Raw genomic sequence first — 25,085 nt, forward strand, 5'->3', positions numbered from 1 at the left:
CCTCATCGAATGGTTGAGTTTGATCCGGAAGCGATGCACAGTTGCCGTAATAAGCTTCGGATCGATTCATCTTTTTCGCGATTCATCAAAAGTCGCATGTGTCGTCGGGCTTCATCGTCGGCGATGGAGCCAAGCATTCGGACTGCATGTTCCCGGACTTTGCGGTCGTTGTCTTCAGCCATCCAAACCAGCCAAGGCATGGGGGCGATACTACGTTCATCCACTAAGCGATCTAAAGCCGACAAACGTTGCTGTGTTGAACCCGCGACAAGGTCAAGTGCCAGTTGGATGTGCGCATCGCTCATTTTGCGGCGTTGCAGTTCGTGCATCGCAGCTCCAGCGATCTTGGGTTGTATGCTGCCCAGCAAACGTACGACTTCGCCCGTTGGGCGAGTCTCTAGGCCTTGCACGAGCGCGTGCTCGGTCAGGCCATAGTCGGTTGCCGACGGTTGAGTATTCAACGTTGGAGTGTGCTGGGCTTGATCCGCTTCAAAACTACCAAAATCGGACTGGACTTCTGGATTGCCACGCAGCTTGTTTTGCATGTCGAAGTTTGTTGCGGGTGTCGCTGGAACATGAGCGGCTGTTTCCGCTAAATGGCCTGAGTAAGCGACCGTACGAACCACTTTGGTGGCTGGACTAGCGGACTTCGGCAGCGACGGTGACTGAGAGGGCTTGGCGGAGATCGCAGTTTGGGTCGCTCGGGCCGCAGGCGTTTGCGTTCTGACAATGGTTGGTACGCCCGAAGATTTCGTGTCGGTTGCTTGTCCGCTTAGCAAATCCACCGGAATCGGCGGCGTGGCATCGGATCGGATATCCGCGATCGCCAAGCTAGACGACAGATCCATCAAACTACCAGCCTGGGTAAAACCTAAAGGTAGCTTGAGAGCTGCTTTGGTTTGACGCGCGATCGTTGAGTTTCGCGGAGTGGTTGAATCCGTCGTGGAAAATGAGCGATCGAAGGGTTGCTGCAACGCAGACGCTTTTGGAACAAAGCGATCGACGGTGCGAATCATCGTTTGATCTAGATTCGAATTGAGTAATGCGGAGTCTGAGTAAGGCTCGGTATTCGCACCGGAAGCTAATGCAAGACTGTCTGAAGGAGTATTCGCAATGGACGCGTTCAGGCTGGCGGCCTTTACTTCTGCATTTCTTTGATCGAGATACCCTTGGCTGATAAAGATCCAACCACCGACCAGCATGCCCGCAGCAACCACAATGCTTACTGATGGGCGAAACACGGACGCAGTCTCAGCCGTCGCTTGACTTGGGCCTAGCAGCCAATCGCCATCGATGAGTGGTTGTTTGCGAAAGTTCATCCGTGAATTGCAATAGATCCTAATGATGACGAAATGATGTGAGTTTCCTGCCTCACAAGTTCGGTTCTCAGCGAAGGATGAAGAAATTGCGATTTTGACTCAAGCCCAACTTGGGCAACCTGCGAGCCTTATCTTGAAAAACTGAGGATTTCGAGCCGAACTGAGGTGAAAATTTGTTGGAAGAGCTCTGCGTCAGTCGATGAATTATCGCAGTGCAGATTAGGCTCGTCACTTCGCAAACTCACTATCTTTCGCATTCGACTTGGTCGCCCCAGCTTATCGCTTGATTCGTATTTGGGGGAGGTTGCAAAGATGGGGTGATTGGTGGATCCCGTATCCCGACTTTTGAAATGATTTTCAAACCTCGTTCCCTCAATCACCGACACTCGCTTAACCGCAGAAGCTTTCTGCAGGGACTCGCTGCTATATCAGCCGCAGTCGCTTGCCCGTCTTTTTCGCAGGCAGCAGAACCGTTCACAGCGGATGGCCAATCTACGGAAGCACTGAAGCTAGACGCTTTGCGTCGAATTCCTCAGCAAGCGATGACCGCCTCTGCTCAAGCAAAAATACACAGCGTCGTAAACTCGGCGACCTACTTTCGCCGGATGCCTCAACGCACGATTGAATGCGATCAAGAACTCTTCAAACAGTTTGTCCGCTATCCGGAATTGCTGATCGGTATCTGGGATGCCATGGGTGCGACCAAGGTGGAGATCGAGCGTATTGCACCCTATGTTTTCAAAGCCGATGATGCCGCAGGTACACGATGTGTTTCTGAACTGCTTTACGGGAACGAAAACATTCACGTGTATTACTCGACGGGCGATTACACCGGAAAGCTTGTACCCAAAAAGATTGACGGCCGAAGTTTGTGCGTGGTACATAGCCAACCTCGAGCTATGCCTGACGGCATCAACATGATCACGCTTCATTTAGATGTCTTTTTAAAGCTTGATAGCCTTGGCGCCGACTTAGTCGTCAGGACCATTGCGCCGGTCATGGGTGCGACCGCGGACCAAAACTATGTCGAGACTTTGAAGTTTCTCTCGCAGTTATCGGATGCGTGTGTCAACAATCCGTTCGGCGTCAGAGGCTTGGTCGATCGCGTGCAATACGTCCAACCTGCTATCAAAGAGAAATTTATCGCCGAAGTCTACTTGGCCGCCGACCGAGCCTCGCGCGTGGCCACAGCAGTCGAATCCGCCAACGTCCAACGTTAGGAAAGGCGAGGGCATGCACAGCCTTTTCAGCCTTGTTCAACGAAACGTCCGTGAGTTTGCTCTCGATCCCCTTCTTAGAAATCGGGGTTTATGCGATAGCGAAATGGATCACTTAGGATGATCTCCGTCACAATTGTGGATAATTGCCAATCTTGGTCCTTTGCTTTCCCAATCAGCGATTCCACCGTGCATTCGTCGCCGATTCCTAGCCCCCGACCCAATGCGTAAATCAGCATTTGCCGAATAAAGTGGCGGCCGATCTGCTCGCGTTTTTGCAACATCACTTGCTTGAAACTCGCTGGCCCTTCGAACGCACTACCATCGATCAACTCACCGCTTGCATCGATCGTTTTGCCAGCTTCCATGTCTCGCCATCGCCCCGTGGCATCAAAATTTTCAAAAGCAAATCCAATCGGATCCATCTTAGCGTGACAGTTTGCGCATTGTGGGTTCGAGCGATGCTGCTCTAGCTTTTCACGCAAAGTCAAACTGGCACTTCCCCCTGCCTCGTCATCCAGTTCGGGCACTTCGGGCGGCGGAGGTGGCGGTGGATCTCCCAAAAAGACACCGGCGATAAAATTTCCGCGTCGAGGTACATTGGTTCGATAAGGATCAGCAGTTCCCACCAAAATTGCCCCCGTCGTCAACAGCCCTCCCCTTCGCGATTGGCCTACAGGAATTTTGATGAACGTATCGTCAAGGAGGTTTGCCTCCTGTGCTGCAACCGCCGTGTACAATTCTTCCACGCCATAGAACTTCGCCAACCGTTGATTGACAAAGATACCGTCGTGGTCAATCAAGTCCGTCACCTTGCCCGCGTGGTGCAAATGATGCTCCACCGTGGCGATCACTTCTCGCTGCAGATCGTACAGTACATCCGCTTCAAAGTCAGGAAACGCTTTGGCATCCACAATGTGCGAGGGCAACTCGTTAAGCCGTAGCCATTGTAAAAAGAATCGCTCAATCAAACCCTCTTTGCTGCGCGGAGATTTCAACATCGAATCGACCAGCACTCGCAACTCTTGCTCATCATGCAAATCATGCTCCGCCGCATACGCCAACAATTCATCATTAGGCGGCGCAGACCATAGAAAGAAGCTTACGCGGGACAGCAGGTCATACTGCTCGACGAGATAAGCATCTGAGGCATCGAGTTGTGGCTGTTCGATCCGAAACAAGAACCTGGGCGAAATAAAGACCGCTCGCATCACATTCCCCAGCGACACCATCGGCTCAAGTTCCGCTTGCCGCGATTGCTGATAAATTCGCGACAGGCCCTGTACATCGACTGGGCGCGCTGGTCGCCGAAATGCCTTAAACGCCAGTCGCTCAAGAACTTCATTCACCAAGCGGTCCGCATCGGGTGGGGACAGGTCACGAAAATCTCCCGCCGTAGTTTTCAAAAGAGCAAGGAGTTTCGGGTTGTCTTTGACCTGGGAATCTGCCAAAACAAATTCAACGATCGCGGTTGCAGCCTGTGCGTACTGCTCAATTTGCGTCGGCGTCAGCGACATCGCATCAGCGATGTTATCGAATCCAAATGCATTGGTATCGGGCGACAACGTTTCGTCGATGCGACGATCAATGCCAACTAGCTCAGCCACCGACCGCGTGTACTCGACGCGATTCAAACGACGCGTCACCGGCTTGCCAGCTTCGATGCGATCACCGCACTGCAGATTGCGAACCATGGTATTGATGAACTGCAGCATCAAGTCCGCTTCTTTTTCATCCGGTTGCCGGGCATTCTCGGGAGGCATATTGCCGTATTCCAGTTGCTCGCCAACCTTCAGCCACACATCGCGGTGATCCAAGACCATCTTGAGATCTCGGTCGCGTTTCAGATTGATGCCGCCCTGCGAAGTTTCATCATTGTGGCACTTGTGACAATATTTCGCAAAAATGCGATTCATATTGCGGTCCCACGACAACTCTTCTTTGTCGCGACCAGGCTGCGCCAACGCTGCCAAACCGCTGCCCAAGAATGCCCATACCGCCAACGCTTGAACTAACCAGAAACGCATAAACATCTACCTAACGCAAGGACGGCTTCTAGACCAGTTCCAGTGGCTTTTCGGAATCGCCGAACGAGTCAATCGAGACGCCAGCCGCTTGAGCCATCGTGAGATAGACATCGCAGATCGGACGCTTTTCTTCAAAAACCAAATGGCGGTTGCCTTGGATCCCTTGACCTCCGCCCCCGGCCAGCAGAATCGGCAAGTCATCGTTATTGTGCTTGTTGCCGTCGCTGATCCCTGAACCGTACAAGAACAAGCAATTGTCCAGCAACGTACCTTCGCCTTCGGATATTCCGTCCAGCTTTTGCAAGAAGCGTGCAAACAATTCGACGTGCAACTGATTGATCTTGGTCAAACTATCCAGGTTCTTTTCTTCGTTGTTGTGGTGCGATACCGAATGATGCGCATCACGGACACCAACTTCTTTATAGGAACGTCCCGACTTTTCATACGAGAACATGAAGGACGCTACTCGGGTCGTATCGGCTTGATAAGCCAAAGCCAAAATGTCCAACATCAGATTCACATGATCCAGATAGCTATCGGGGATCCCTCGGCCATCCTTCGGCAGCAAGCCATCGATCGTGCGATAAACGCCATCTAGTTCTGGGTCATAATCAAAGCTGCCATCGTGATGCGTATGGTCCGAAGCACTTGCCGTTTGGATTCGACGTTCAACGCTGCGTACACTTTCGATATAGTCATCTAAGCGCTGACGATCGTTGTAGCCCAACTGCAACTGCAGCGCTCGCGCGTCATCCAGCACGTAATCCATGATGCTGCCATCGGGAGTGTTAGCCTGCGAGCTATGCTCCAAATCCCCAGCCTTGCGTCGCCGTGGCGAGTTACCAGCGTACAGTCGTTCGAACAGCAGCCTTGGATTCAGTTCCAAGGGGACCGGCGTTCTTTTTCCTCGCCATGAGATATGCGATAGATAAGTTCCGCTGTAGCCGTGGTCACCGGTGTGGCCAGGGTCGATGCCCAGCGTCAGCGAATCAACTGGCGTCTGCAAGCCAACTTGTTTGGCAATGTATTGATCGATGGAAGTTCCACCCACTTCGGGCTCTTCGGAGTGCTTACATTTCTGTCCAACCAGGAACCCCCCACCAGTTGGTTCGTGCGAACCTTCAAACCCCTTGCAATGTTTGGCTGCTAGATTCGACAGGACCGTCACACGATTACGCAGCGGTTCTAGCGGCGAAAGGGTATTGGACAGTTCACTCATTGTGCCCGGTTGGCTCAGTCGCCACGAATCCATGTTCACGCCGTTGGGCACATAGAAAAAACCGGTGCGAACTGGAGGTTTGATGCTGACGCTGGCACCACTAGCGACCGATCGTGGCAACATCGCTTCGAGAAAGGGCAACCCAAGCAGAACTCCTGTTCCACGCAGCAAGTGTCGGCGAGATATCATGGCAGAATCTCCAGCGGTAGGTGGGATATATATGGCGGGAATCGCGGAACGCGAACACTCTCAGTGTAGCACAAGCCTGCCGCTGAGGGAAGGTTGCCGTTTGGCGTCACTACCTTTCAAGGATGCGGATTTGGGGGTTTGTACCAGCGTCTTCAGGCGGAATTCAACTGAGTTTTTCGCAGGAGTGGCCCTCTTAAAAGCGGGACTACGAACAAATTTGAAAGGTATTGCAATTAGAACAAAGCTATGGCTCGACCGAGAATTGCTTTTAATCAATGAAACAGTACCATAGATAAGTCGCCGCTGATGCACTTGCAAAACTTATACCTCTTGTGAGATTTCTGCCACATTCACTCGCTGGACTACGCCTAAATATGGTAGAGAGTACTTCCGTTGTCAGTTGGTCCGAATTGCTTGATGCGGCACGTCAGGGAGACGATCTAGCCCTGAATCAGATCTGGCAAGAGCTGCGTTCCTACCTGTTAATGTTTGCCCAACAGCGATTGGACGTGGGGTTGAGAGCAAAGTTGGATTCGTCGGATGTTGTGCAGCAATCACTGCTGGAAGCCCATCGAGATTTCGCCGAGTTCCGAGGTCAAAGTGAGGGAGAGATCAAAGCGTGGGTCTGCAGGCTGGTGATCCATAATCTGGCGGATGAAGGTCGTAAGTTTCGCCAGTCGCAAAAAAGGAACATTTGTAGGGAAATTGCTTGGACTGAGCAAAGTGAATTGAAAGCGGTTAAGTTCGAGGCATCACCCAGCGCCCTTTTGCGGCAACGTGAAACCGATGACGAATTAGTGCGCGTTGTATCGCAGTTACCCCAGCGTAGCCAACAGGTTTTGGAACTTCGACATCGGATGGGACTTAGCCACGCTCAAGTTGCAGCAGAATTAGGCATGACCGAAAGCGCGGCACGGAACCTTTGGTCAAGGATTGTTTTAGAAATTCAGGAACGATTAGCTCCCCAACATGTCAAACCCTCCGCCAAACCCCATTGACGAAGAATTAGTCGGAGATGAAGACGAAAACCCTCACAACGACATTCCTCACATAGATGCTGCCGACGTAATCCGGCGACTGGATAAACTCTGGCAATCGCAGCCAAAGATTATCGACCGGCCGCTAGGTAATTTAGTTGGGACCAAAGTGGCGCGTTACAGCCTGGAACGCATTATCGGTCGGGGCGCGTTTGGAGTTGTCTACAAGGCGCATGATCCCGATTTGAACCGAGCCGTAGCCATCAAAATCCCTCGGCCGGATGTTCTTCTGGACAGCGATCGCTTGGCTCGATTCGAGAGCGAAGTTCAGGCAAGCGCGCGACTGAATCACCCTGGAATTGTTCCGCTTTTCGAAGCGGATCTATCTCGCGCGGTGCCTTATATGGCATCCGCATACTGCCCTGGACCGAATTTGCAGCAATGGATGGATGAGTCCGGCGTTCCATATGATATCGATTCAGTGCTCAGGCTGATCGAAAAAGTGGCGAGAGCTGTTCAGTTTGCCCACGATCATGGCGTGGTTCATCGTGACTTGAAGCCGGGCAATATTTTGCTGGTTCCGAACGAATCAAACTCTTCGGCATTGAACACTCTAGACGACTTTCACCCTCGACTGACGGACTTTGGACTGGCGCAAATTACTCATGGGATGCATGAATCCCAATCGAGCCTGATCATTGGCACGCCGCTGTATATGTCGCCCGAACAGGCGGAATCGCGTTGCGATGACATAGGGCCGCATTCGGATATCTTTGCCCTCGGTGCTATTCTATATCACCTGCTGACAGGAGTGGCACCGTTCGCGGCAAGCAACTACGCCGCAGTCCTATTTCGATTGCGCGATGACAAGCCAACGCCAATTTCAACACTGCGTGCCGACGTTGATACCGACCTGGAAACCGTCTGCATGAAGTGTCTAGAGCGAAATCCTGCAGATCGATATGCTTCGGCTGAAATGCTTGCTGATGATCTGCGTCGATGCCTGAATCGGCAGCCAATTCAAGGACGTCGCATGACGCTCATGCAACGTGCACACCGTTGGTCGCAACAACCAGCGCGTATCAATGAATGCACGATGTTAATCATCGCACTTGCCTGTATGAGGCTCATCTTCGGGCCCGGCGCAATTCTGGTGGTGACAGCGACTCCGGGTGTTACCGTTACGATGACGGAAATCATAGAAGCCACTGCGGTGCATCTGCTATTTACATGGCCGCTGGATCTTTGGATCGTTTGGTCGGCTCGACGACACATTTCAGGTCGGTCGTCACAGCTTCATTACTGGCTTTCTTTTGTAGCAGCAGTTGTGCTATGCATATCAACCCTGCTCACCACTGCAGGAATCTTGCCCGCGATGCTCTGGTACAAACGATCAATAGGTGCTCGCATCCTTACCTTCAGCTTTATTTCCTTGACGTTCTTTTTTCAAAGCCTCTGTTGGTACATGGCCGACTGGGAACGATCTAAAAGTGGTCGCACGTCGACTCGACGCCGTCGCATCAAACGACTACTGCTTGCTCTCCCAGTAATCATTGGCGTCACACTGCTCAGCGCTAGGTATGTCACCCGTCAGACAGCGTCGCTCGAGTTGCCAGGCCAGTCCGAGACAGTCCAGCTAGAAAGCGGCGGCGATTTTTAATCAAAGCACGAGGCTTATGGTGCCAAGATCTTCAACGTCACGCCGACGAAACTGGGCGACCCGTTCCTAACGCTCGGGCAGGTCGTCGCTTAAGGTGACGTTATAACCCTCGGCTACCAGTTTGTCGCGCAGCACCAGTTTGGCTTCCAGGTCGCCGTGAACCAAGCGAATGTTCTTCGGCGGCGACTTCATGCCTTTGACAAACTGGATCAGCTCCGCTTGGTCCGCATGCGCCGAATAGCCAGAAATCGTATGCACCTTCGCCCGCACGTCGAACACCCGCTTACCAAATCGCACTTGCGGATTACCCTCCTGCAGCCATCGCCCAGGTGTTCCTTTGGCTTGAAATCCCACGAACAGAATATCGGTCGTGGGGCGGCCAATGAAGTTTTGGATAATCTCAATCACTCGTCCACCTGTCACCATCCCACTGCCTGCGATAATGATGGCGGCTTTCTTGGTCTTCTTTAATTCTTCCAGGATACGCATATGATCTTTTGCGTCCTGGATCTCAATCAAGTTATCGAAAGCCAGCGGTTGATCGTCGACCTCCAGCACCTTGCGAGCTTCGCTGCCCCAGTACTCTTTCAACCGGTTGTAAGCCGCCGATAATTTGATCGCCAAAGGTGAATCGACCAGGATCGAAACCTTGGACAAGACCGTCCATTCTTTTGTCTTGCCAATATCCTCCAAGATGTAGTTCATCTCAAACAGCAACTCTTGAGTTCGCCCCAGCGAAAAAGCGGGGATGATCGTAACGCCCGCGTTCTCAAGCGTGTGTTCCAAGATTTCTTTCAAACGACGCATTCGATGCTCGCGGTCTTCATGCAAGCGATCGCCATACGTGCTCTCCAAAACCAAACAATCCGCTCGCTCAGGACTATGCGGCGCATTCAATAGCGGCGCGAAGCTCGAACCGATATCGCCACTGAACACGACTCTTTCATCGCCATGATCTATTTCAACATAAGCGCTGCCCAACACATGTCCCGCATCGGAAAACCTAGCCTGCGTCGACTTCGATGGCTGAAACCATTGGCCATATTCGATCGGCCGCACGAGCTTCTTCAAGTCCTTAAGGTACTGATTCACCACGTGCGCTTTTTGGCTGATTCCCAATCGAATCGCATCTTCTAACATGATCGGCAGCAGTTCTGCTGTCGGGATCGTGCAGTAGATCGGTTTTCGATAGCCAGCATCCAGCAAATAAGGTATCCGTCCGATATGATCGATATGCACGTGTGTCACAATCAATGATTCGATGTGTGCGATCGGAAAATCGATCTTCATGTACAACAGATCGTTTTCCACTTCGCAAACACCGCCAGGACATGCTTGCTTGGCAAAAGCCGCTTTGCGTCGTTTGGCATCGGTCCCTTGGAACATCCCGCAATCAATCAACACCGATTCGGAATCTGTGACGATTAGCTCGTGGCAAGAACCCGTGACGCCGGTCTGCGAGCCGTGGTGAATGATCTGCATGTGCTGCGCTATTCGGTGAAGGATCAGAAACAAAGAATGAAGAACTAGATGTCGCCTGCATCACCCGAAGAAGGCGGCGGAGTCTCGAGTGCTTCTCGTCGCTCTCTCCCCCAGCTCGCTTCCATCACGGCCCACATGCCTCCCGCCACAATTGCTGGCAGGATGTAATAGATTAATCGAAACATGACGACGGCCGCGAAGATCGATGCAGCCGCTGACTTAGGAAAGACGCTCACAATCGTCGCATCCAAAACCCCAACGCCGCCGGGCGCATGCGTGACCACAACCAGGATCATCGCCGTCAAATAACTAGCCAGTACGGTACTGAAGTTGATCGAGTCTGGTCCCGTCAAATTCGGAGGAATGACCATGTAGAGGACCGCTGAAGTCAACACGAAATCGCCTGCAGACACAATCAATTGCAGCAAAGATAGCTTCAACGGTGGCAACGCATAGCGATATGATTTCCAGCGGATCGGCTTTCGCACAAGGACCGTAGCCAACAGATAAGCAGCCACAATCGCGAGAAAAAACCAACCCCAGATACGATGATCCAGGAACAACACGCCTTCAAATTTGTCCGGCAAATTGATCGGCAAAATCGCGAAGGCAACTCCCGCCAATAGAAACATCCCCAACCAGAAAGTAATCGACAGGATCGTAACAAAGGCGATGATCTCGACCGGCGTAAAACCCCAGCGACGATACAAACGATATCGCACTGCCGTCCCACCAACCAACCAGCCAAATACGTTGCTGAGCGCATAACCGATGATCGCACCGGCCATCACACGTCGCACAGGCACTTCTTTTTTCAGATATCGCACCGCGATCAAATCGTAACCTGTCAGCAGACAGAAATTTGCGCAAGTCAACAGCAAGGCGATAAAGATATTGAACTTCGGTATGCTCAAGAAAGCGGTCTGAATATCGGACAGCGTTACGTCTTCCAGCTTTTTATAGAGCAGGTAAGAGGCGCCAACAATGACGATGGCGATCAGCGAATACTTCGCAAAATCTGCCAAAGTACGAGCATACCGATCGGCTTGCTCCGGTTTCATTTCCTCGCCTGAGGCGGTTGTGATTGGCAATCGGTCGGTTGAACGATTGTCGTTGCTGGGATTGCTGCCAAGCAATTGAGAGGCCTTTTGAAAATTCCTTTTCAGCAGTGACGATCCATTTACGGCTGCTGAATCTATCTGAAATGACGGGGCGGGATCCGACAAGTGCTCCTTGTTTCCCACCGTCTTTCGTCTGAGTATTCTACATCTGTTGTAAATCTCTACTAGAACCAGATTCTAGAGTCGGCAATTAACGATCGCGGTCTCAAGAATCGCCGTGGCACCAATGCCTTCCAGCTTTTCCATCGTCGCTACCGCATCCTTGCGACGGATCATGCTTCGCACCGCATACCACAACGGATCTTCCAGTTCGGAAATCGTGTTGGAATTGTAGCCAGGGCAAATCTTGTCGACCTGCTCCATCTTTTCTTTGCGGATATTAAAGTCCAAAATCGTGTAATCCCTTGCGATTACAATCCCTTCCAACCGCCGAATGATGCGGTCAGCCGTCGCCACATCGCGACATTTGGCACTCTGAATAATCACTGTCTCGTATTCGCCGATGTCGGTCAAAATCTTCAGATCGTTCGCGGCCAACGTGCTGCCGGTCTCCACCAAATCGACAATGGCGTCGGCAATCCCCAAGGCGATCATGACTTCCACCGATCCATTCAGTTCCACAATATGAGCTTCCGCTCCATGCTTGGCCAAGAATTGTTTGGTCAAATTTGGAAAGCTGGTCGCAATACGCTTCTTGTCCAAATCCTGCGCGGACTTGATTTCGGAAGCGGTCGGTACGCAGATCGATAACCGACACCGACCAAAGCCCATCGGCATCCGACGTTCCACTTTCGCTTGGCTTTCCGCGATCAAATCACTGCCTGAAATCCCTAAATCGATGGCACCTTCCTCGCACAAGATCGGAATGTCGTCCGCTCGCAAGAAGATGATGTCGACGGGCAAATCCTGAACGCGAGCGAACAGCATGCGGTCCTGGCGTCGAAACTTCAGACCCGATTGATGCAGCAACTCGGTCGCCTGTTCGCTCAATCGGCCCTTGCTTGGAATACCTAACCGTAAATGATCGCGTGGAAAACCCATGTCGCTCTTTGATTGTGATTGCTGATGTTTTGATAGGGATTGGCCGCAAGTCGCGAGATTTTGATGGATAGCACCCACATCCGCAAGCCAAAAAACGATGTGACGCGGCAAAAGGCGAGATCAGCCGCCAGCGAATTTTTCGTTTTACCGCGTTAGGCACCGCCCCGCGTTCTACAACTATTGCCTCAGTGCTTGTCAATCTGCTGGGCACGCGGTTAAACGAGACACGCGGCCTTTCCTAGTCTTTTTTAGGCCGCGCCGCCTTTTCGGCGATGCCGCTGGTCCCCTCTCGCCGTTCCAGCTCGGCTCGCAGTTCGTCGACAGTGACATTCTTTAAGCCCAGCAGGACCCAGGTATGATAGATCAAGTCGCAGGCCTCGTAGATAAAGTGAGCTCGATCTGTTTCGTCGGCCGCTTCGATCAGTTCTTCGGCCTCCTCGCGAATCTTAGCTGCAATCGCTGGCACGCCACCATTGACCAGTTTGGTTGTGTAAGAGCCTTTCGGCATCTCACGGATTCGCTCGTGGATTTGAGACATCAAGCGATCTAGGACATCGGACATACGAACGGAATACTTTCAAAGAACACGAACAGTCGACCAGTCCCGCGATAAGCTGCTGGCCCCCCCGCCCTCGGTGGTAAGCTAGTGCCAAATTGTACTTGCCATGCTCCTGGGCTGCGAGGGTATGTTGCTCAGCAATGCCGCCCGTTTGCCGTTCCACGGGGCCGATTAGCCCGACAGCCAATACGAAATCAATAGATTCTCGCCGTACAGAATTGCCGCGCAGATTACGAAGAAGACGCCAACTGAGAATGCGCTTACCTGTTCGTCGCTGCTAATTAGCAGCCTAAAGGGACCAAGCAAAGCCGCTTTTGCAAGCGCCACAACCGTTTCAAGGAAGTTGTCTGCAGCGTTCTCGTTGGTATCAAAGACTAGCCAGGCGACAAGCGCGAAAACGGGTAAATTAATAATCACCAATATCGACCAGTAAACCATCAGCTAGCCTGTCAATGCAAACGTTGGGGGCGTTGCTACACGCGATCGACCCAGGAGCGGCCGGATTCAACACGGAACTTGGCACGGCTGAAGACACTCGACTGCGGTTCGGTGACTTTTTCAACGACGCGATAGTCACTTATCCACTGGCCGCGATCTACATCACAAACCACATAGCCCCGCTCGCCATTATAAAACTTTACAAACGGATTGTCTCGCAATACTCCGTCCGCTTCGGGACGTTGGTCAACGCCTTGGCCGCCCGAGCTGATCGAGGTGCCGACAAACTCTGCCGCCACCGGATCGCTTTGGGTTTCATCCGCGTTGGCTCGCAACTCATTGACCCAGTTGGAATGAATATCTCCAGTCAAAACCACGGGGTTGCTGACCTTGCTATCACCCAAAAAGTTCATCAAGCGTTTTCTGGGCACATCGTAACCAGCCCATTGATCCATGCTCCAGGCGACGTTTTCGGACATATCGCGATCCACGCGGCCCATCATGACCTGTTGAGCCAGGATGTTCCAATGCGCTTGCGATTTCTTTAAATTGCCCTGCAACCAACTTTCTTGCGCGTCACCCAACATGGTGGCATTGGGGTCAAAGACGCCCTCGCACGGTGGCTTGTTGTGATCACCGCAAGGCTGTGGCGTTCGATATTGGCGAGTATCCAACACTTGGAAAGTCGCCAAATCAGCTAACTGTATCTCGCGGTACAACCGCAAATCTGGGCCGGTCGGTATCTGCGGCGCTCGCAACGGCATGTGTTCGTAATACGCTTGATAAGCGGCCGCGCGTCGCACCAAAAATTCCGCCGGATCGGTGCCTGCAATTTCCGAGTGATCTGCGGCATAGTTATTGTCAAACTCGTGATCATCCCAGGTGACAATCCAAGGGCAATGCGCATGAGCCGCTTGCAACATGGGGTCGGACTTATAGACCGCATGTCTTAGTCGGTAGTCTTCCAGCGACATAATCTCATCACCGGGTACTTGTCGCACATGCTTCTTGGTACCAGCCCCTTCGTAGATATAGTCGCCTAAGTGAACGATCAGTTCGACATTCTGCTCGATCGCGTCTCGATAAGCGTGATAGTAACCGTGTTCAAAATGCTGGCAGGAAGCGAACGCGAATCGAAAGCGATCAAGTTTGGTGTCCAGCGTTGGCAACGTCGCAGTTTTGCCGACCGGACTAGTTGCATCGCCGGCATGAAATCGGTACCAGTAAGTCCGCCGTGGCTGCAGCCCCTTCAGCTCGACATGGACGCTATGAGCATAATTCGACTTGGCTGGCTCCACACCGCTGGCGACGATATTGGCAAAGTTTTCATCAGTTGCAACTTCGTATCGAACCGCCACGTCCTCTGCGGGCATCCCGCCCCCCTCCAAGGGTCGAGGCGCTAGTCGCGTCCAAAGCACAAATCCGTCAGGAGCCGGGTCGCCCGATGCGATTCCCAATTGGAACGGATTTTCTTGGAAAGTGTAATTTGCCAAGCAACGCGCCGAGCGAGGCAGAATTAACGTGGCCGAAATCGCGGCTGCCGCTCGCAGCCAATCGCGACGGTCCAAAGTTGTCATCAATGAAGATACTGAGCGTTTCACAAACGGTTCCTTAATTCCAGGCGGTTGAGGTAGCGTCCAAATTTCCGGCACAGGCAGACTTCGTCCCGTTTCGCCTGCCTCGGACATCATAACGGGTGCGATTTTACCAGCAGCCACACTTCGCCGCCGCGGTTGAATTGTTAAAGTGTTGCAAAATTAAACACTCCTGGCCAACGCCGTTGCCTCGGCCCTCGCCAATCAAGCCGCAGGGTAACGGCGATTATGGCTCAAGCATCGATTGTAACGATAAAAACGGGGGCGTTTTACCTGCGCGAAGCTAGGTGAGATAGAAACTTTGCAGAAACCCGATCGATTTAGCTTTGGAAGCGTTTCCTTATCGCGTTTTGGTCATCGATTTGCTAATTAAATGGATAGCGTTCTGACTGTTGCACATTGCAACGCTAAATTGTCGTTCACAACCTAGAAGTGAAAGGCAACCGACGCTTAGCGTTTGTTGCGATCGAACAATAAAGTCAGAAAGACTAACGTTTTTGCTGCCCAAAGCTGGCAGTCCAAGCGTACTGAAGTAAAGTGTAGATAGTCACCGCAGCTCGTCGTTTTTGCGGGAGACCTGGCAGTTAATTCCATAGCGAAGGAGAACTTACCTATGTCGCGACGAAGTCGTTTGACATACCTGACTGGCTTAATCCTGATGGGTGTAGCTGGACCATTGACTCTTGCGGGCGAAATCGCCATGCGGTCAACGCAGTCCCGTTGTGCAACTTTCTCCGACGCCGTTGGGAAGACAAATTTTGCTTTGAGTATTTCGGCCGATGCGGCAGATGCTCAACTGCAGCGTCCCATTGCAATTTTGTTTGACACGTCCGCTTCTCAGTTTGGCGAAGTTCGCCAAGAAGCTCTGGACGCATTGCAATTTACGCTGAAGTCGCTGCCATCAGACGCGCAAGTTGCTCTCTTGGCCTGTGATGTTTCGGTCGTGGATCTGAGCGGTGGCTTGCAACCGGCCAAGAGCACGGCAATCGCAACTGCACTCGAAAAACTGAACCAACGCGTGCCACTGGGCACGACGAACCTGCCGGGAGCAATTCGCCATGCGAACAAGATGCTTCCCAAAGGCGGCGTAATCATCTACATCGGTGATGGTATTACCGGCAGCGGATTGCTGAACGAAGACGGCTTCCGTAATCTCACGACTAGCCTAGTGGATAACCGTACGTCGGTTTCGTCCTTAGCCGTAGGCGTCAAGACGGACGTCGAAGGGTTGGCTACGATTGCCAACCATACGGGCGGTATCTTGTTGCTGCAAACGAATTACCAAGGTACTTCGCAGAATCTAGGGTTGGAGCTGGCGCGATCGACGAGTACGCCTGTGTTCTGGCCTCAGAAATCGAACATTGCCGAGTTTGCTGATACGGTTCTGCCGGTCAACTTGCCGCCGATACGCGCTGATCGCGATTCGATCGTCCTGGGCACGCTGAAGAATCCTTCGCAAAAGGCCGCCTTCAAGATGGAAGGCGAGTTGGCGGGGAAACCAGCTCTATTGCAATGGGAATTGACCGCAGAAGCGTCGAACCCGGACATGGCTTTCCTGCCAGGGTTAATCGACAAAGCGGACGATAACGGCGGCTTGTATCTGCCGACCGTCGGTTCAGCCGCCCTCCGCGAACTGGCCGCCGTCTACGCTAACGCTTCGGCCAAAATGGTGGAAGACGCGCGATTTGCAATTCAACGCCAAGACTTTGAAGCCGCTCGCTCGATTATCGAAGAAGCTCTGCGCCGCGATCCGAACAATGTGGAAGCACAAAATGTTCTCATCCTGTTGAATAAACCAAAAGGCGACGGGGCAGCCGTCCAGCCACGTGGTTTGAAAGTCAGACTAGTTGCCTTCCAAGACGATTTATTTGGCGATGAAACCACTCCTTCGGACGATCCCTTCGGCGCTGCCGCAGACGTGACGCCTGCGGACCCATTGGGAACTCCGTCAGTTGACCCGTTCGGTGAAGCTCCGATGGCAACGGATCCCGCTCCTGCAGTTCCCGCAACGCCTGCGGAAGTCGACGCTGATTTTGGTTTGGCTGTTCCGCCAGCTCCGACGAGTCCGTTGCGTCCAGCGGCACCTTCAGCACGCACCCCATCTCTTGGATTCAGCGAATTGGCCAGCGGTGGCGATCTGTTGTCCGATGAGGTCGGTCGACGCTCGTTGCGCTCGGAACAGTTAGAACAAGAAGTCCGCAGCGCGCTGCGTGACGCTCGATCGAACATTTCTCGCGATCCGGAAGGCACCAAAGTTGGCCTGAAGATGTTGCTGAGCGAAGTTGTTCGTTCGCCAGACCTAGACCCAGGCAAACGCGCCCAATTGGAAGCTCTACTTGCCGCTGATATTCAAGCCGCAGCACGCCGCGAAGCGGTTGTGCGTGAGCAATTGGCCAATGCAGAAGCCGCGTCAGCACAAGCGGCTCAGTCGCAACGTCTGCTGACCGAACGCGCTCGCACCGAAGCCACTGTTCAACAGTTGGTCGAGCGATTTAATTCGCTGATCGACCAACAGTTGTTTATGGAAGCTAATCAAGACATCGCGCCGGTGGTGAACGAAATCGCGCGTGGCACCGAGATCGCTGTCGTCACCGAGACCAAATCCAACGTGGAAGCGAACTTCCAGTTGATCAAGGATGTGATCTATGCGAAACGTCGTGGCTTTGTGGATGTGTTGTACCAGAACGAGAAGAGCAACATTCCGATTGCGGACGAGCCGCCGATTCTCTACCCACCTGCAGATGTTTGGCGCCGGCTTTCCGCGCGACGCATCGATCGATACGGTTCTGTCGATTTGGCTGGTACGAACGAATCCGAAAAGAACATCTACCGTACGTTGAGCGAAACGTTTACGCCAGATTTTAACAACACTCCGCTGCGCAGCGTGATGACAGAAATCGGCGAGCAATTCGACATACCTTGGCGTTTCGACGAAACCGCGATGGAAACGGGGGTGTCTTCGCCTGACGATCCTGTCACGCTCACCAATATGCCAGAAATCAGCCTGCGTGCTGCCCTGTCGATCATTTTAAAAGAAAAAGATCTGACTTACGTCATCGATAACGAAGTGCTCAACATCACGACGCTCGATGAAGGCAACGCTCGGATCATTCGCGTCTACCCCGTTGGCGACTTGGTTGTACCCGTGATGAACATGGGCATGATGGGTGGCATGATGGGTGGTATGGGCGGCGGCATGGGCGGTGGCATGGGTGGCGGCATGGGCGGCGGCATGGGTGGCATGGGCGGTGGTATGGGCGGCGGAGGCATGGGCGGCGGCATGATGGGTGGCGGAGGTGGCGGTCTGTTCGACGTCAACGATGCTCCTTCGAAGTCCGATGCTACCACCGGTCAAACCGCACCTCTGGCAGCCGGTGACTCCAATGCTGCTGTAGATGTCAATTTTGCCAGCAAGATGCAAGCGATCGTGGCGAAACTTCAATCAGCCACGCCTGAGCAACAAGCGTCTGTCGAAAAAGAGATGGTCAAGCTGTTCAACCGCCAGTTGAACGCCGTCCAACGACTGCTACTTCAGAAAAAAGCGGATGAAGTGAAACCCTACTTTGAAGAGATGATCGCGGCTATCCACGGTTCGATCCTGGCTGGTTATCCGATGCCGTGGATGTACGAAGCGTTGAGCATTTCGATGCAAGCTTGTGATTATCCTCAGCAGGAAATCAGTCGCGTGCTCATGTCCGCAATTGACTTCAGCGGTGATATCGAAGACCGAATCCGTCTGGCTAGTTACTTCATCAAGAGTTCGATGGACGAACAAGCACTCAGCGTGCTGCACGATGCTGCGATGCAAGCACCTTTGCGGCCAGAAGCGTATTCCATGTCGCTGCCAGTGGCGATGAAGTCCGATAACGTCGAAGCTTTGCAGTGGATCTGCGCCGGCATACTTAGCCAAGCGTGGCCAACCGAGCTTGCGAAGCTGACCGAGGACGCCTCGATTGCCGCTCAAGCGACTTTCACCACACTGACTCGCGAAGGCCGTGTGATGGAGGCCAATGCTTTTGCGAGCCACCTGCAGCAAAGTGCACGTCGTGACATTGTTGTTCGCGTAAGCTGGACGGGCGATGCCGATGTCGACATCAGCGTTCAAGAGCCGACGGGAACTATCTGCTCGGTTTCGAATCCACGCACCATTTCCGGTGGAATGCTGTTGGGAGATGCCTCTGGATTGGACAAGGCTGGAAAAGACGGATTCAGTGAGACCTACATTTGCTCCCAAGGTTTCTCAGGTGTGTATGACATTTTTGTGCAACGCGTCTGGGGTAACGTAAACAATGGCACGGTGTTGGTTGATATCGTCACCGACTTTGGCACTCCAGATCAACGTCATGTGCGTCAAGTCTTGCCCATTGATGAGAAGAATGCCGTGGTGCGAGTGGACGTCAAGCAAGGCCGTCGTCAGGATGCGATTGCGGACGTGCAGGTTACGAAAACGCAAGCCGAGCGGCTCGCAGCATCTCGAGCGGTTTTGGCACAGCAATCTGGCAGTAATCAAACCATTCTTCCTGGACTTCCCGGTCTGATTGGCGGAGGCGGCATTTTGCCGTTGAACCCATTCCGCGGAGGAGCGGTTGGATATCGACCCGATATTACGATTATTCCCGAGGGGACGTTTTTGATCATCCCATCCGCAGTGATTTCCGGAGATCGCCGCTACGTTCGCGTAACGCCGGCACCGAACTTCAATGCCATTCGCGAAGTGAATACGTTCAACTTCATTACTGGTGAAGGTCAGACGCAACAGTAAAACTGCAAATTTGTTATCCAGTCCTTTGCGGCTCTTATCGCAATCGATTGGCTAGTAAAGCAACAGTCTCGTAACGGCCATCCAGTTTTGGATGGCCGTTTTTATTGGATGAAAGCCGGAGCGAATAGGCATGCACCCTTGTTTTTTGCCGATCGATCAACTGTTGCACAGTTGCCAAATTCAAACGGCACGAGGAAGCGGGCCTGGGGGGCAGCACCGCAACAAAACTGATACGGCAGTCGTGATTCGTCATGAGAGCGGCCTGGTGGGGCAAGCGTCCGAATCGCGCAGCCAGGACTCCAATCGGTCGATAGCGATCCATCGCTTGCGATTGAATTTGGCAACGCATGTCAGGACACCGAGCGGTGGCGAGCTATCGGAGCTTTGGAAGTTGCGTTTTCAAACGGGCCGAGCCAAAGTGGCGGTGTCGCACTCTGATTATCCGGCCCTCCTGGCGGAGGCCTTGGATCACTTGGCATCCTCGCAGTACGAGCTATCTGCTGCCGCCCAGCAGCTTGGCATCAGTTCCGCTCAGTTGGTCAAGTTGCTTAAGTCGCATATGCCAGCGTTGCTGCAGTGCAATCGCGACCGCCAATCGCTCGGCTTGCATCCGCTAACGTAAGGCGGGGCACGCTCATTAGCGAGCGCCGGAAGGATCTCCCCGGCGAGCCGGGAGCATTAGAATCCCACCGGCTTGCCCGGTGGATACTTCGGTTTCTCGCTAAACTCGGAGAAGCCAGCCGTACAGATTGCCGAGTGCGAACATTTTTTCCAGCTAAAATTTCCAGCGTGGTGATTATGATTTTATCGGTGCGATAGATGCTTTCACCAAAATCAACGACCGGTCCATGCCGATGCAACTCGATAAGGCACTTACGCCATTTGGTAAGCACGGATTCGGATAATCTCAGGGGGAACAGCCGATGGTACGGCGAGCAACACTTTACAAAACCATGGCCAGTCTGGCTGTCGGTCTGGCCGCCAGTGCGCTGAACACTTCGGCACACGGCCAATGTTCTGATGGAACATGCGGCAACGTCTTCCACTCCGATGGCAGTGGCGGATACGTGTCGGGTGGTTATGGCGCAAATGCCAGCGGCAGCCAATGGGGTTACCGCCACGCACAACCGTTGTTCGACAACTATTTCACCCAAGGGTATGCCAATCAAGCGGATGCAGGATTGTATATCTCGCCGGTGGGCGTTCCCGGTTGGGTAGGTCACACCTACATTACCAACGAAGCGTTTTATCCGCATCAGTTCATGTATTCACACCACGACCGCTATCATTCGTACTATGATCAAGGTAAGGGTTTGAATCGAACCAGTGCTCATTACTATTCGCCGCCAGTTCGCAGTGGGTTCCAATACCTGAATCGTCAATTCAGTTTGCCTCGCTACTAGGACTTGGGACGAGTAGTTTTCGATCGCCGCTTAATGACAGTAACGGACTGCGGTTTCGAGTTCGACTGACTAGCCAATGCATGGATGATTTGGCATGTCGCTAACAGTTTTAACGACTTAAAAGGATACTTCCATGCATCATATGAAGACTATTTGGATCGCGGCCATTGCAATTATTGCGGTGGGATCGTTCTCGCAAGAATCTCACGCTCAGATTTTTGGCCGCATGTCGGGCGGTAACATGACGGGGCCCGGAGCTCCGGCTTATTGGGTTTCTCATTCGACTTGGGGTGATTACTGGGCTCGCAATCAAGCCGCCACGCAGCCGTGGCACGGTGATTACTACTATTTGAAAACGGGCCAGCCGACGGCTTTGATTGTACCGCCAACGATTCAGATGCAGCAGAATTACTCGTGGGGCGTTTCTCAGAACACGATGACGCCGGTGTATCATCAATTTGGTCCCGGAGCCGCAGTCGGTTCCGCCCCCGGCATGTTCCGCGCAACGCCCTACTGGCCAACGCACACCAACCAGTTTGGTGTCTACCCAGTACGTAGCCCTTGGTAGGCAAGGCAAGCGGTGCTTATGTCCGTTCGGGGCTGTGTCCTGCAGCGCCAAAGCTTCAGCCGATGGGGACAGCCCCCATTCGGCTGGTTTAAGCCCTGTGCATCTCATGCCCTCTCGCTTACACGGCTTCGCGACGCCAGCCGTCTTCCATGTTCTGAATGTATTGACGCAAGCGCTCGTTCTCGTCGCTCATGCCCTTGAGCTTCAACATGTTTTCCACGCGCTTGTTCAGCTCCAATCGCTCAACCGGCTTCTTCAAGAAATCGTCGGTGCCCGCCGCTACACCTCGTTCAATGTCCCCCAACTCACTGAGAGCGGTGACCATCAACACCAAGATATTTGACGTCTCAGGATTCCCCTTGATGGCTTTGCAAACTTCAAACCCATTCATCTTCGGCATCATGACGTCCAACAGAACCAGATCGGGCTTAAAGGAAGCTACCTTCTGCATCGTGTCGGCGCCGTCATGGGCGTACGCAAGTTCGCAATCGATATTGACTAGGTAAGCTTCTAGCAGTTCGCGATTAGCGGCGTTGTCGTCGGCAATCAAAATTCTTGGAGTGTTGCTCATGGACTGACTACCATTGCGGAGGTGCCCGCTGGCACAGGAAAATGTTGCGTCATGGCGTGAACCTCAGACCGAATCTCCGCGATTTGGGCTTGGTCGTCCGGGTTTCGCAGTGCGGTAACAATCCACTTCCCAATTTGACGCATTTGGTCAGTGCCCATACCTCGAGTGGTTAGGGCCGGCGTTCCCAAGCGAATACCGCTGGGGTCCATCGGCTTGCGAGTATCGAATGGGATCATGTTCATGTTGACGGTGATGCCGCAATGATCCAACGTCTTCTCGGCAATTTTGCCGCCGATGCCAAAGGTCGTCACATCCATCAAGACTAGATGGTTATCGGTGCCGCCACTGACCAGCCTCACGTCATGGCTGAGCAGCGTTTCAGCGAGTGCCGCTGCGTTGTCGATAACCTGCTGCCCATAAGCTCGAAACTCGGGCTGCAAGGCCTCGCCAAAACAAACCGCTTTACCAGCGATCACGTGCATCAGTGGGCCGCCTTGTATCCCTGGAAAAACAGCCGAATTCAAAGCTTTGATATTCTCTGACTTGGATAAAATCAAACCGCCGCGTGGACCGCGTAGCGTTTTGTGCGTGGTCGTAGTCACGAAATCGGCCACAGGTACCGGGTCATTATGAAGTTTGGCCGCGACCAGACCGGCGTAGTGAGCCATGTCGACCAGTAGTTTAGCGCCGCAAGATTTCGCAATCTCAGCAAACTTTTCGTGGATAATTTCGCGAGGATAAGCGCTCGCACCGGCCACAATCATCTTCGGCTTGTGTTCTGCTGCCAGTCGTGCAACTTGATCAAAGTCAATGCGATGATTCTTTGGATCAACCCCGTAGGAAACGAAGTTGTAAAGTTTGCCGGAGATATTCAACGCCATCCCATGGGTTAGATGGCCACCCTGAGCGAGATCCAGTCCCAGGACGCAGTCGCCGGGCTGAAGATTCGCCAAATAAACCGCCGTATTGGCTTGCGAACCGCTGTGAGGCTGGACGTTGGCCGCTTCGGCACCGAACAATTGTTTGGCACGGTCGATCGCCAACTGCTCGACAGTATCCACATGCTCGCAGCCCCCGTAGTAGCGACGGCCCGGATATCCTTCGGCATATTTGTTTGTCAGAACGCTCCCCACGGCGTACATGACGTTCAGCGACGTGTAATTTTCGCTCGCAATCATTTCTAGGCCGTTTTGCTGACGATTCGCTTCAGCTTCGATAGCGGACCAAATTTCAGGATCTAAAGTTTGTAGTGGGTTCATGCGCGGTAGCTAGAGTTGATTTGGCTGGAAACAGATGGCGAACGCAAAAAGCGATCTTCATTTAAAACTATTGTCGTAACGACTGATGGGAGTGTCAATCGCCGCTAAACATTACCGGATTTGAGGAATACGCTAATTGCAGACTGTGGCGACTCACGGTACGCTTAAGGAACTTAGCGAGTGTTACTCTACTATTAAAGGGCTTCATTGATGATCCTTTCTGGAAATGAGATCGAGTCTCGAATGGGGCAGGAGATCGATATCAGCCCCTACGATCGCTCGCGATTGAACCCCAACAGCTATAATTTGTCGCTGCACAACGAACTGTTGGTGTACGAGGAAGTCATTTTGGATGTGAAATTTCCGAATCGATTTCGTCGCATTACGATTCCCGAAGAAGGCTTGATTCTCAATCCTAACCAAATCTACTTGGGCAGGACCGTCGAGTACACGCGCACCGACAATCATGTGCCAATGATTGAGGGTCGATCTTCCTTGGGCCGTCTGGGGCTGTTTGTACATGCCACTTGTGGATTTGGGAATGTCGGCTTCTGCGGTTACTGGACGTTGGAAATGTATGCGGTCCAACCGGTTCGCATTTATCCTTATATACCGATCTGCCAAATATTTTATCACGAGGTGGCAGGCGAAGTTCTGCATTATTCCAGCGATAAATACCAAGACAATCACGATATCCAGCCCAGTTTGTTGTATCGCGAGTTCCGCAATGAACGCTCGCCGCACGATGAATTTGAGGCAGAGAACAGCTTTTTGTACCCTGGTACTCGTGAACTGCGCTAAATGGTGATAGACGTCATGGAACCGACCGTTTCCCAGCCCGCGACAAACGCAACGACAGCCCGCGATCCTCTGTCCACTTTGATTCTGGTGATCTGTTTGCTTGCGGCCTTGATTTTGGGGATCACGGGTGTCGTGGGTTTCGTCAAATACCCGATGCAGCAGCCGCGGGTCGTCACGCCGGAAAAAGACTTGGCCGAACGCGTTCGCGATGGCGAATTACCGGAGCATTTTGTCCGCATGGCGTACGACGAAGTCAAGCGATTGACGCGAACTCCAGGCGAGTCGCAATTGGAATGGTCCCCTAACGTAACTCGAATCAATAATGACTTGCTGATCTTTGGCAAAGTCCGTATCCCCAGCGGTGGGATGAAAGAGTTCTTCGTTCGCTTTGGCGGCGAACGAAACAATGCCAACAAGATTATCGCTTCGGATTTGGCACGTTAATAGATTCCGCTTATGGTAGCCAAACAGCCACCAGGAACGCGCCGCGAAAAGTTGCAGCGTTTCAGACCGAACTTCCAATCCGTGCGTGCAAAACCTGGATCGACGGACTGGAAGCGCTGAATCAACTGACTAGAAGTCCGTCGTACTCTAGACCTTCGCTCCGACAATGCGCCCATAGCGGAAGGCGACTTGCACCCAGTGCGAAAGGCGAATTGAGAGTAAAGTAATCCGACTTACTTCTTCTTTTCGATGTGCACGGTGTGACGGCGCAAGCGAGGGCAGTACTTCTTCAGCTCAAGCTTTTCGCCGCCTGATCGACGCAGAACCGTGTAATTGTAGTCACCCGTTTCGGTGCAAACTAAAAAGCAGGTTTCTTTCTTCTTCTTGGATTTTGCCATGACCGTTTCAACCTTCAACCAATATGCTTAACTGT

At 52.8% G+C, this 25,085-nt stretch carries 21 protein-coding genes; 9 read left to right on the forward strand and 12 right to left on the reverse strand.

The genetic code is table 11. The annotated features are described in order from the left end of the window. Positions 1 to 2: 2 nt before the first annotated feature. The gene (locus tag SH302x_RS09765) at positions 3 to 1,319 is read right to left on the reverse strand and encodes a HEAT repeat domain-containing protein (protein ID WP_479368539.1); all 1,317 of its coding nucleotides are present in this window, start codon (positions 1,317 to 1,319) and stop codon (positions 3 to 5) included. Between the two features lie 350 nt (positions 1,320 to 1,669). Here SH302x_RS09765 and SH302x_RS09770 point away from each other — a divergent pair, with 350 nt between their 5' ends. Next, on the forward strand, positions 1,670 to 2,539 hold the full coding sequence (locus SH302x_RS09770; protein ID WP_479368540.1) for a twin-arginine translocation signal domain-containing protein: 870 nt from the start codon (positions 1,670 to 1,672) through the stop codon (positions 2,537 to 2,539). A gap of 74 nt (positions 2,540 to 2,613) precedes the next feature. Here SH302x_RS09770 and SH302x_RS09775 read toward each other — a convergent pair whose 3' ends face one another. Beyond that, the gene (locus tag SH302x_RS09775; RefSeq protein ID WP_479368541.1) at positions 2,614 to 4,563 is read right to left on the reverse strand and encodes a DUF1588 domain-containing protein; all 1,950 of its coding nucleotides are present in this window, start codon (positions 4,561 to 4,563) and stop codon (positions 2,614 to 2,616) included. Positions 4,564 to 4,591: 28 nt separating this feature from the next. After that, the gene (locus tag SH302x_RS09780) at positions 4,592 to 5,971 is read right to left on the reverse strand and encodes a DUF1552 domain-containing protein (protein WP_479368542.1); all 1,380 of its coding nucleotides are present in this window, start codon (positions 5,969 to 5,971) and stop codon (positions 4,592 to 4,594) included. A 374-nt stretch (positions 5,972 to 6,345) separates the two neighbouring features. On the opposite strand from SH302x_RS09780, the gene SH302x_RS09785 reads away from it, so the two are divergent. Together SH302x_RS09785 and SH302x_RS09790 are read left to right on the forward strand one after the other, a co-directional pair. Continuing rightward, positions 6,346 to 6,969, forward strand: a complete 624-nt coding sequence (locus SH302x_RS09785; protein WP_479368543.1) for a sigma-70 family RNA polymerase sigma factor — start codon at positions 6,346 to 6,348, stop codon at positions 6,967 to 6,969. Further along, the gene (locus tag SH302x_RS09790; RefSeq protein ID WP_479368544.1) at positions 6,941 to 8,608 is read left to right on the forward strand and encodes a serine/threonine protein kinase; all 1,668 of its coding nucleotides are present in this window, start codon (positions 6,941 to 6,943) and stop codon (positions 8,606 to 8,608) included. The genes SH302x_RS09785 and SH302x_RS09790 overlap by 29 nt, the downstream gene beginning before the upstream one ends. 66 nt (positions 8,609 to 8,674) lie before the next feature. On the opposite strand, the gene SH302x_RS09795 is transcribed toward SH302x_RS09790, so the two are convergent. From SH302x_RS09795 to SH302x_RS09820, 6 genes are all read right to left on the reverse strand, one after another. Beyond that, complete coding sequence (locus SH302x_RS09795) at positions 8,675 to 10,090, reverse strand: MBL fold metallo-hydrolase RNA specificity domain-containing protein (RefSeq protein WP_479368545.1); 1,416 nt, start codon at positions 10,088 to 10,090, stop codon at positions 8,675 to 8,677. A 44-nt stretch (positions 10,091 to 10,134) separates the two neighbouring features. Then, positions 10,135 to 11,226 (reverse strand): lysylphosphatidylglycerol synthase transmembrane domain-containing protein, encoded by a 1,092-nt coding sequence (locus SH302x_RS09800; protein ID WP_479368546.1) that lies wholly within the window; start codon positions 11,224 to 11,226, stop codon positions 10,135 to 10,137. A gap of 162 nt (positions 11,227 to 11,388) precedes the next feature. Next, entirely contained in the window at positions 11,389 to 12,252 is an 864-nt protein-coding gene (gene hisG / locus SH302x_RS09805) for an ATP phosphoribosyltransferase (RefSeq protein ID WP_479368547.1), read from the reverse strand. Positions 12,253 to 12,490: 238 nt separating this feature from the next. Beyond that, entirely contained in the window at positions 12,491 to 12,814 is a 324-nt protein-coding gene (hisE, locus tag SH302x_RS09810; protein ID WP_479368548.1) for a phosphoribosyl-ATP diphosphatase, read from the reverse strand. 168 nt (positions 12,815 to 12,982) lie between these two features. Further along, the gene (locus SH302x_RS09815) at positions 12,983 to 13,228 is read right to left on the reverse strand and encodes a hypothetical protein (RefSeq protein WP_479368549.1); all 246 of its coding nucleotides are present in this window, start codon (positions 13,226 to 13,228) and stop codon (positions 12,983 to 12,985) included. Between the two features lie 56 nt (positions 13,229 to 13,284). Continuing rightward, positions 13,285 to 14,850: an alkaline phosphatase D family protein gene (locus SH302x_RS09820; RefSeq protein ID WP_479368550.1), complete on the reverse strand. Its 1,566-nt coding sequence runs from the start codon at positions 14,848 to 14,850 to the stop codon at positions 13,285 to 13,287. Between the two features lie 607 nt (positions 14,851 to 15,457). Here SH302x_RS09820 and SH302x_RS09825 point away from each other — a divergent pair. The 4 genes from SH302x_RS09825 (at position 15,458) to SH302x_RS09840 (ending at position 21,577) form a co-directional block, all read left to right on the forward strand. After that, positions 15,458 to 19,606, forward strand: coding sequence for a DUF2135 domain-containing protein (locus SH302x_RS09825; RefSeq protein ID WP_479368551.1), 4,149 nt, complete (start codon positions 15,458 to 15,460; stop codon positions 19,604 to 19,606). 130 nt (positions 19,607 to 19,736) lie between these two features. Then, positions 19,737 to 20,228, forward strand: a complete 492-nt coding sequence (locus tag SH302x_RS09830; protein ID WP_479368552.1) for a peptide chain release factor family protein — start codon at positions 19,737 to 19,739, stop codon at positions 20,226 to 20,228. Between the two features lie 301 nt (positions 20,229 to 20,529). Next, complete coding sequence (locus SH302x_RS09835; protein ID WP_479368553.1) at positions 20,530 to 21,009, forward strand: hypothetical protein; 480 nt, start codon at positions 20,530 to 20,532, stop codon at positions 21,007 to 21,009. A 133-nt stretch (positions 21,010 to 21,142) separates the two neighbouring features. Next, positions 21,143 to 21,577: a hypothetical protein gene (locus SH302x_RS09840; RefSeq protein WP_479368554.1), complete on the forward strand. Its 435-nt coding sequence runs from the start codon at positions 21,143 to 21,145 to the stop codon at positions 21,575 to 21,577. Positions 21,578 to 21,695: 118 nt separating this feature from the next. Here SH302x_RS09840 and SH302x_RS09845 read toward each other — a convergent pair whose 3' ends face one another. Beyond that, on the reverse strand, positions 21,696 to 22,148 hold the full coding sequence (locus SH302x_RS09845; RefSeq protein ID WP_479368555.1) for a response regulator: 453 nt from the start codon (positions 22,146 to 22,148) through the stop codon (positions 21,696 to 21,698). After that, complete coding sequence (gene glyA, locus SH302x_RS09850) at positions 22,145 to 23,407, reverse strand: serine hydroxymethyltransferase (protein ID WP_479368556.1); 1,263 nt, start codon at positions 23,405 to 23,407, stop codon at positions 22,145 to 22,147. The genes SH302x_RS09845 and glyA overlap by 4 nt, the downstream gene beginning before the upstream one ends. Before the next feature lie 210 nt (positions 23,408 to 23,617). On the opposite strand from glyA, the gene SH302x_RS09855 reads away from it, so the two are divergent. Both SH302x_RS09855 and SH302x_RS09860 read left to right on the forward strand, forming a co-directional pair. Next, positions 23,618 to 24,208: a dCTP deaminase gene (locus tag SH302x_RS09855; RefSeq protein ID WP_479368557.1), complete on the forward strand. Its 591-nt coding sequence runs from the start codon at positions 23,618 to 23,620 to the stop codon at positions 24,206 to 24,208. A 15-nt stretch (positions 24,209 to 24,223) separates the two neighbouring features. Then, the gene (locus SH302x_RS09860) at positions 24,224 to 24,652 is read left to right on the forward strand and encodes a hypothetical protein (RefSeq protein WP_479368558.1); all 429 of its coding nucleotides are present in this window, start codon (positions 24,224 to 24,226) and stop codon (positions 24,650 to 24,652) included. A 233-nt stretch (positions 24,653 to 24,885) separates the two neighbouring features. Here SH302x_RS09860 and rpmG read toward each other — a convergent pair whose 3' ends face one another. Further along, entirely contained in the window at positions 24,886 to 25,050 is a 165-nt protein-coding gene (gene rpmG, locus SH302x_RS09865) for a 50S ribosomal protein L33 (protein ID WP_479368559.1), read from the reverse strand. Positions 25,051 to 25,085: the final 35 nt, after the last annotated feature.

The organism is Njordella calcicola, from assembly GCF_056494125.1.

What these genes read in the sequence shown, in the direction of transcription:
- SH302x_RS09765 (WP_479368539.1), bottom strand. Translation starts at nt 1,319, where the DNA reads ATGAACTTTCGCAAACAACCACTCATCGATGGCGATTGGCTGCTAGGC.
- SH302x_RS09770 (WP_479368540.1), top strand. Translation starts at nt 1,670, where the DNA reads ATGATTTTCAAACCTCGTTCCCTCAATCACCGACACTCGCTTAACCGC.
- SH302x_RS09775 (WP_479368541.1), bottom strand. Translation starts at nt 4,563, where the DNA reads ATGCGTTTCTGGTTAGTTCAAGCGTTGGCGGTATGGGCATTCTTGGGC.
- SH302x_RS09780 (WP_479368542.1), bottom strand. Translation starts at nt 5,971, where the DNA reads ATGATATCTCGCCGACACTTGCTGCGTGGAACAGGAGTTCTGCTTGGG.
- SH302x_RS09785 (WP_479368543.1), top strand. Translation starts at nt 6,346, where the DNA reads ATGGTAGAGAGTACTTCCGTTGTCAGTTGGTCCGAATTGCTTGATGCG.
- SH302x_RS09790 (WP_479368544.1), top strand. Translation starts at nt 6,941, where the DNA reads ATGTCAAACCCTCCGCCAAACCCCATTGACGAAGAATTAGTCGGAGAT.
- SH302x_RS09795 (WP_479368545.1), bottom strand. Translation starts at nt 10,090, where the DNA reads ATGCAGATCATTCACCACGGCTCGCAGACCGGCGTCACGGGTTCTTGC.
- hisG (WP_479368547.1), bottom strand. Translation starts at nt 12,252, where the DNA reads ATGGGTTTTCCACGCGATCATTTACGGTTAGGTATTCCAAGCAAGGGC.
- hisE (WP_479368548.1), bottom strand. Translation starts at nt 12,814, where the DNA reads ATGTCCGATGTCCTAGATCGCTTGATGTCTCAAATCCACGAGCGAATC.
- SH302x_RS09825 (WP_479368551.1), top strand. Translation starts at nt 15,458, where the DNA reads ATGTCGCGACGAAGTCGTTTGACATACCTGACTGGCTTAATCCTGATG.
- SH302x_RS09830 (WP_479368552.1), top strand. Translation starts at nt 19,737, where the DNA reads ATGCACCCTTGTTTTTTGCCGATCGATCAACTGTTGCACAGTTGCCAA.
- SH302x_RS09835 (WP_479368553.1), top strand. Translation starts at nt 20,530, where the DNA reads ATGGTACGGCGAGCAACACTTTACAAAACCATGGCCAGTCTGGCTGTC.
- SH302x_RS09840 (WP_479368554.1), top strand. Translation starts at nt 21,143, where the DNA reads ATGCATCATATGAAGACTATTTGGATCGCGGCCATTGCAATTATTGCG.
- SH302x_RS09845 (WP_479368555.1), bottom strand. Translation starts at nt 22,148, where the DNA reads ATGAGCAACACTCCAAGAATTTTGATTGCCGACGACAACGCCGCTAAT.
- glyA (WP_479368556.1), bottom strand. Translation starts at nt 23,407, where the DNA reads ATGAACCCACTACAAACTTTAGATCCTGAAATTTGGTCCGCTATCGAA.
- SH302x_RS09855 (WP_479368557.1), top strand. Translation starts at nt 23,618, where the DNA reads ATGATCCTTTCTGGAAATGAGATCGAGTCTCGAATGGGGCAGGAGATC.
- SH302x_RS09860 (WP_479368558.1), top strand. Translation starts at nt 24,224, where the DNA reads ATGGAACCGACCGTTTCCCAGCCCGCGACAAACGCAACGACAGCCCGC.
- rpmG (WP_479368559.1), bottom strand. Translation starts at nt 25,050, where the DNA reads ATGGCAAAATCCAAGAAGAAGAAAGAAACCTGCTTTTTAGTTTGCACC.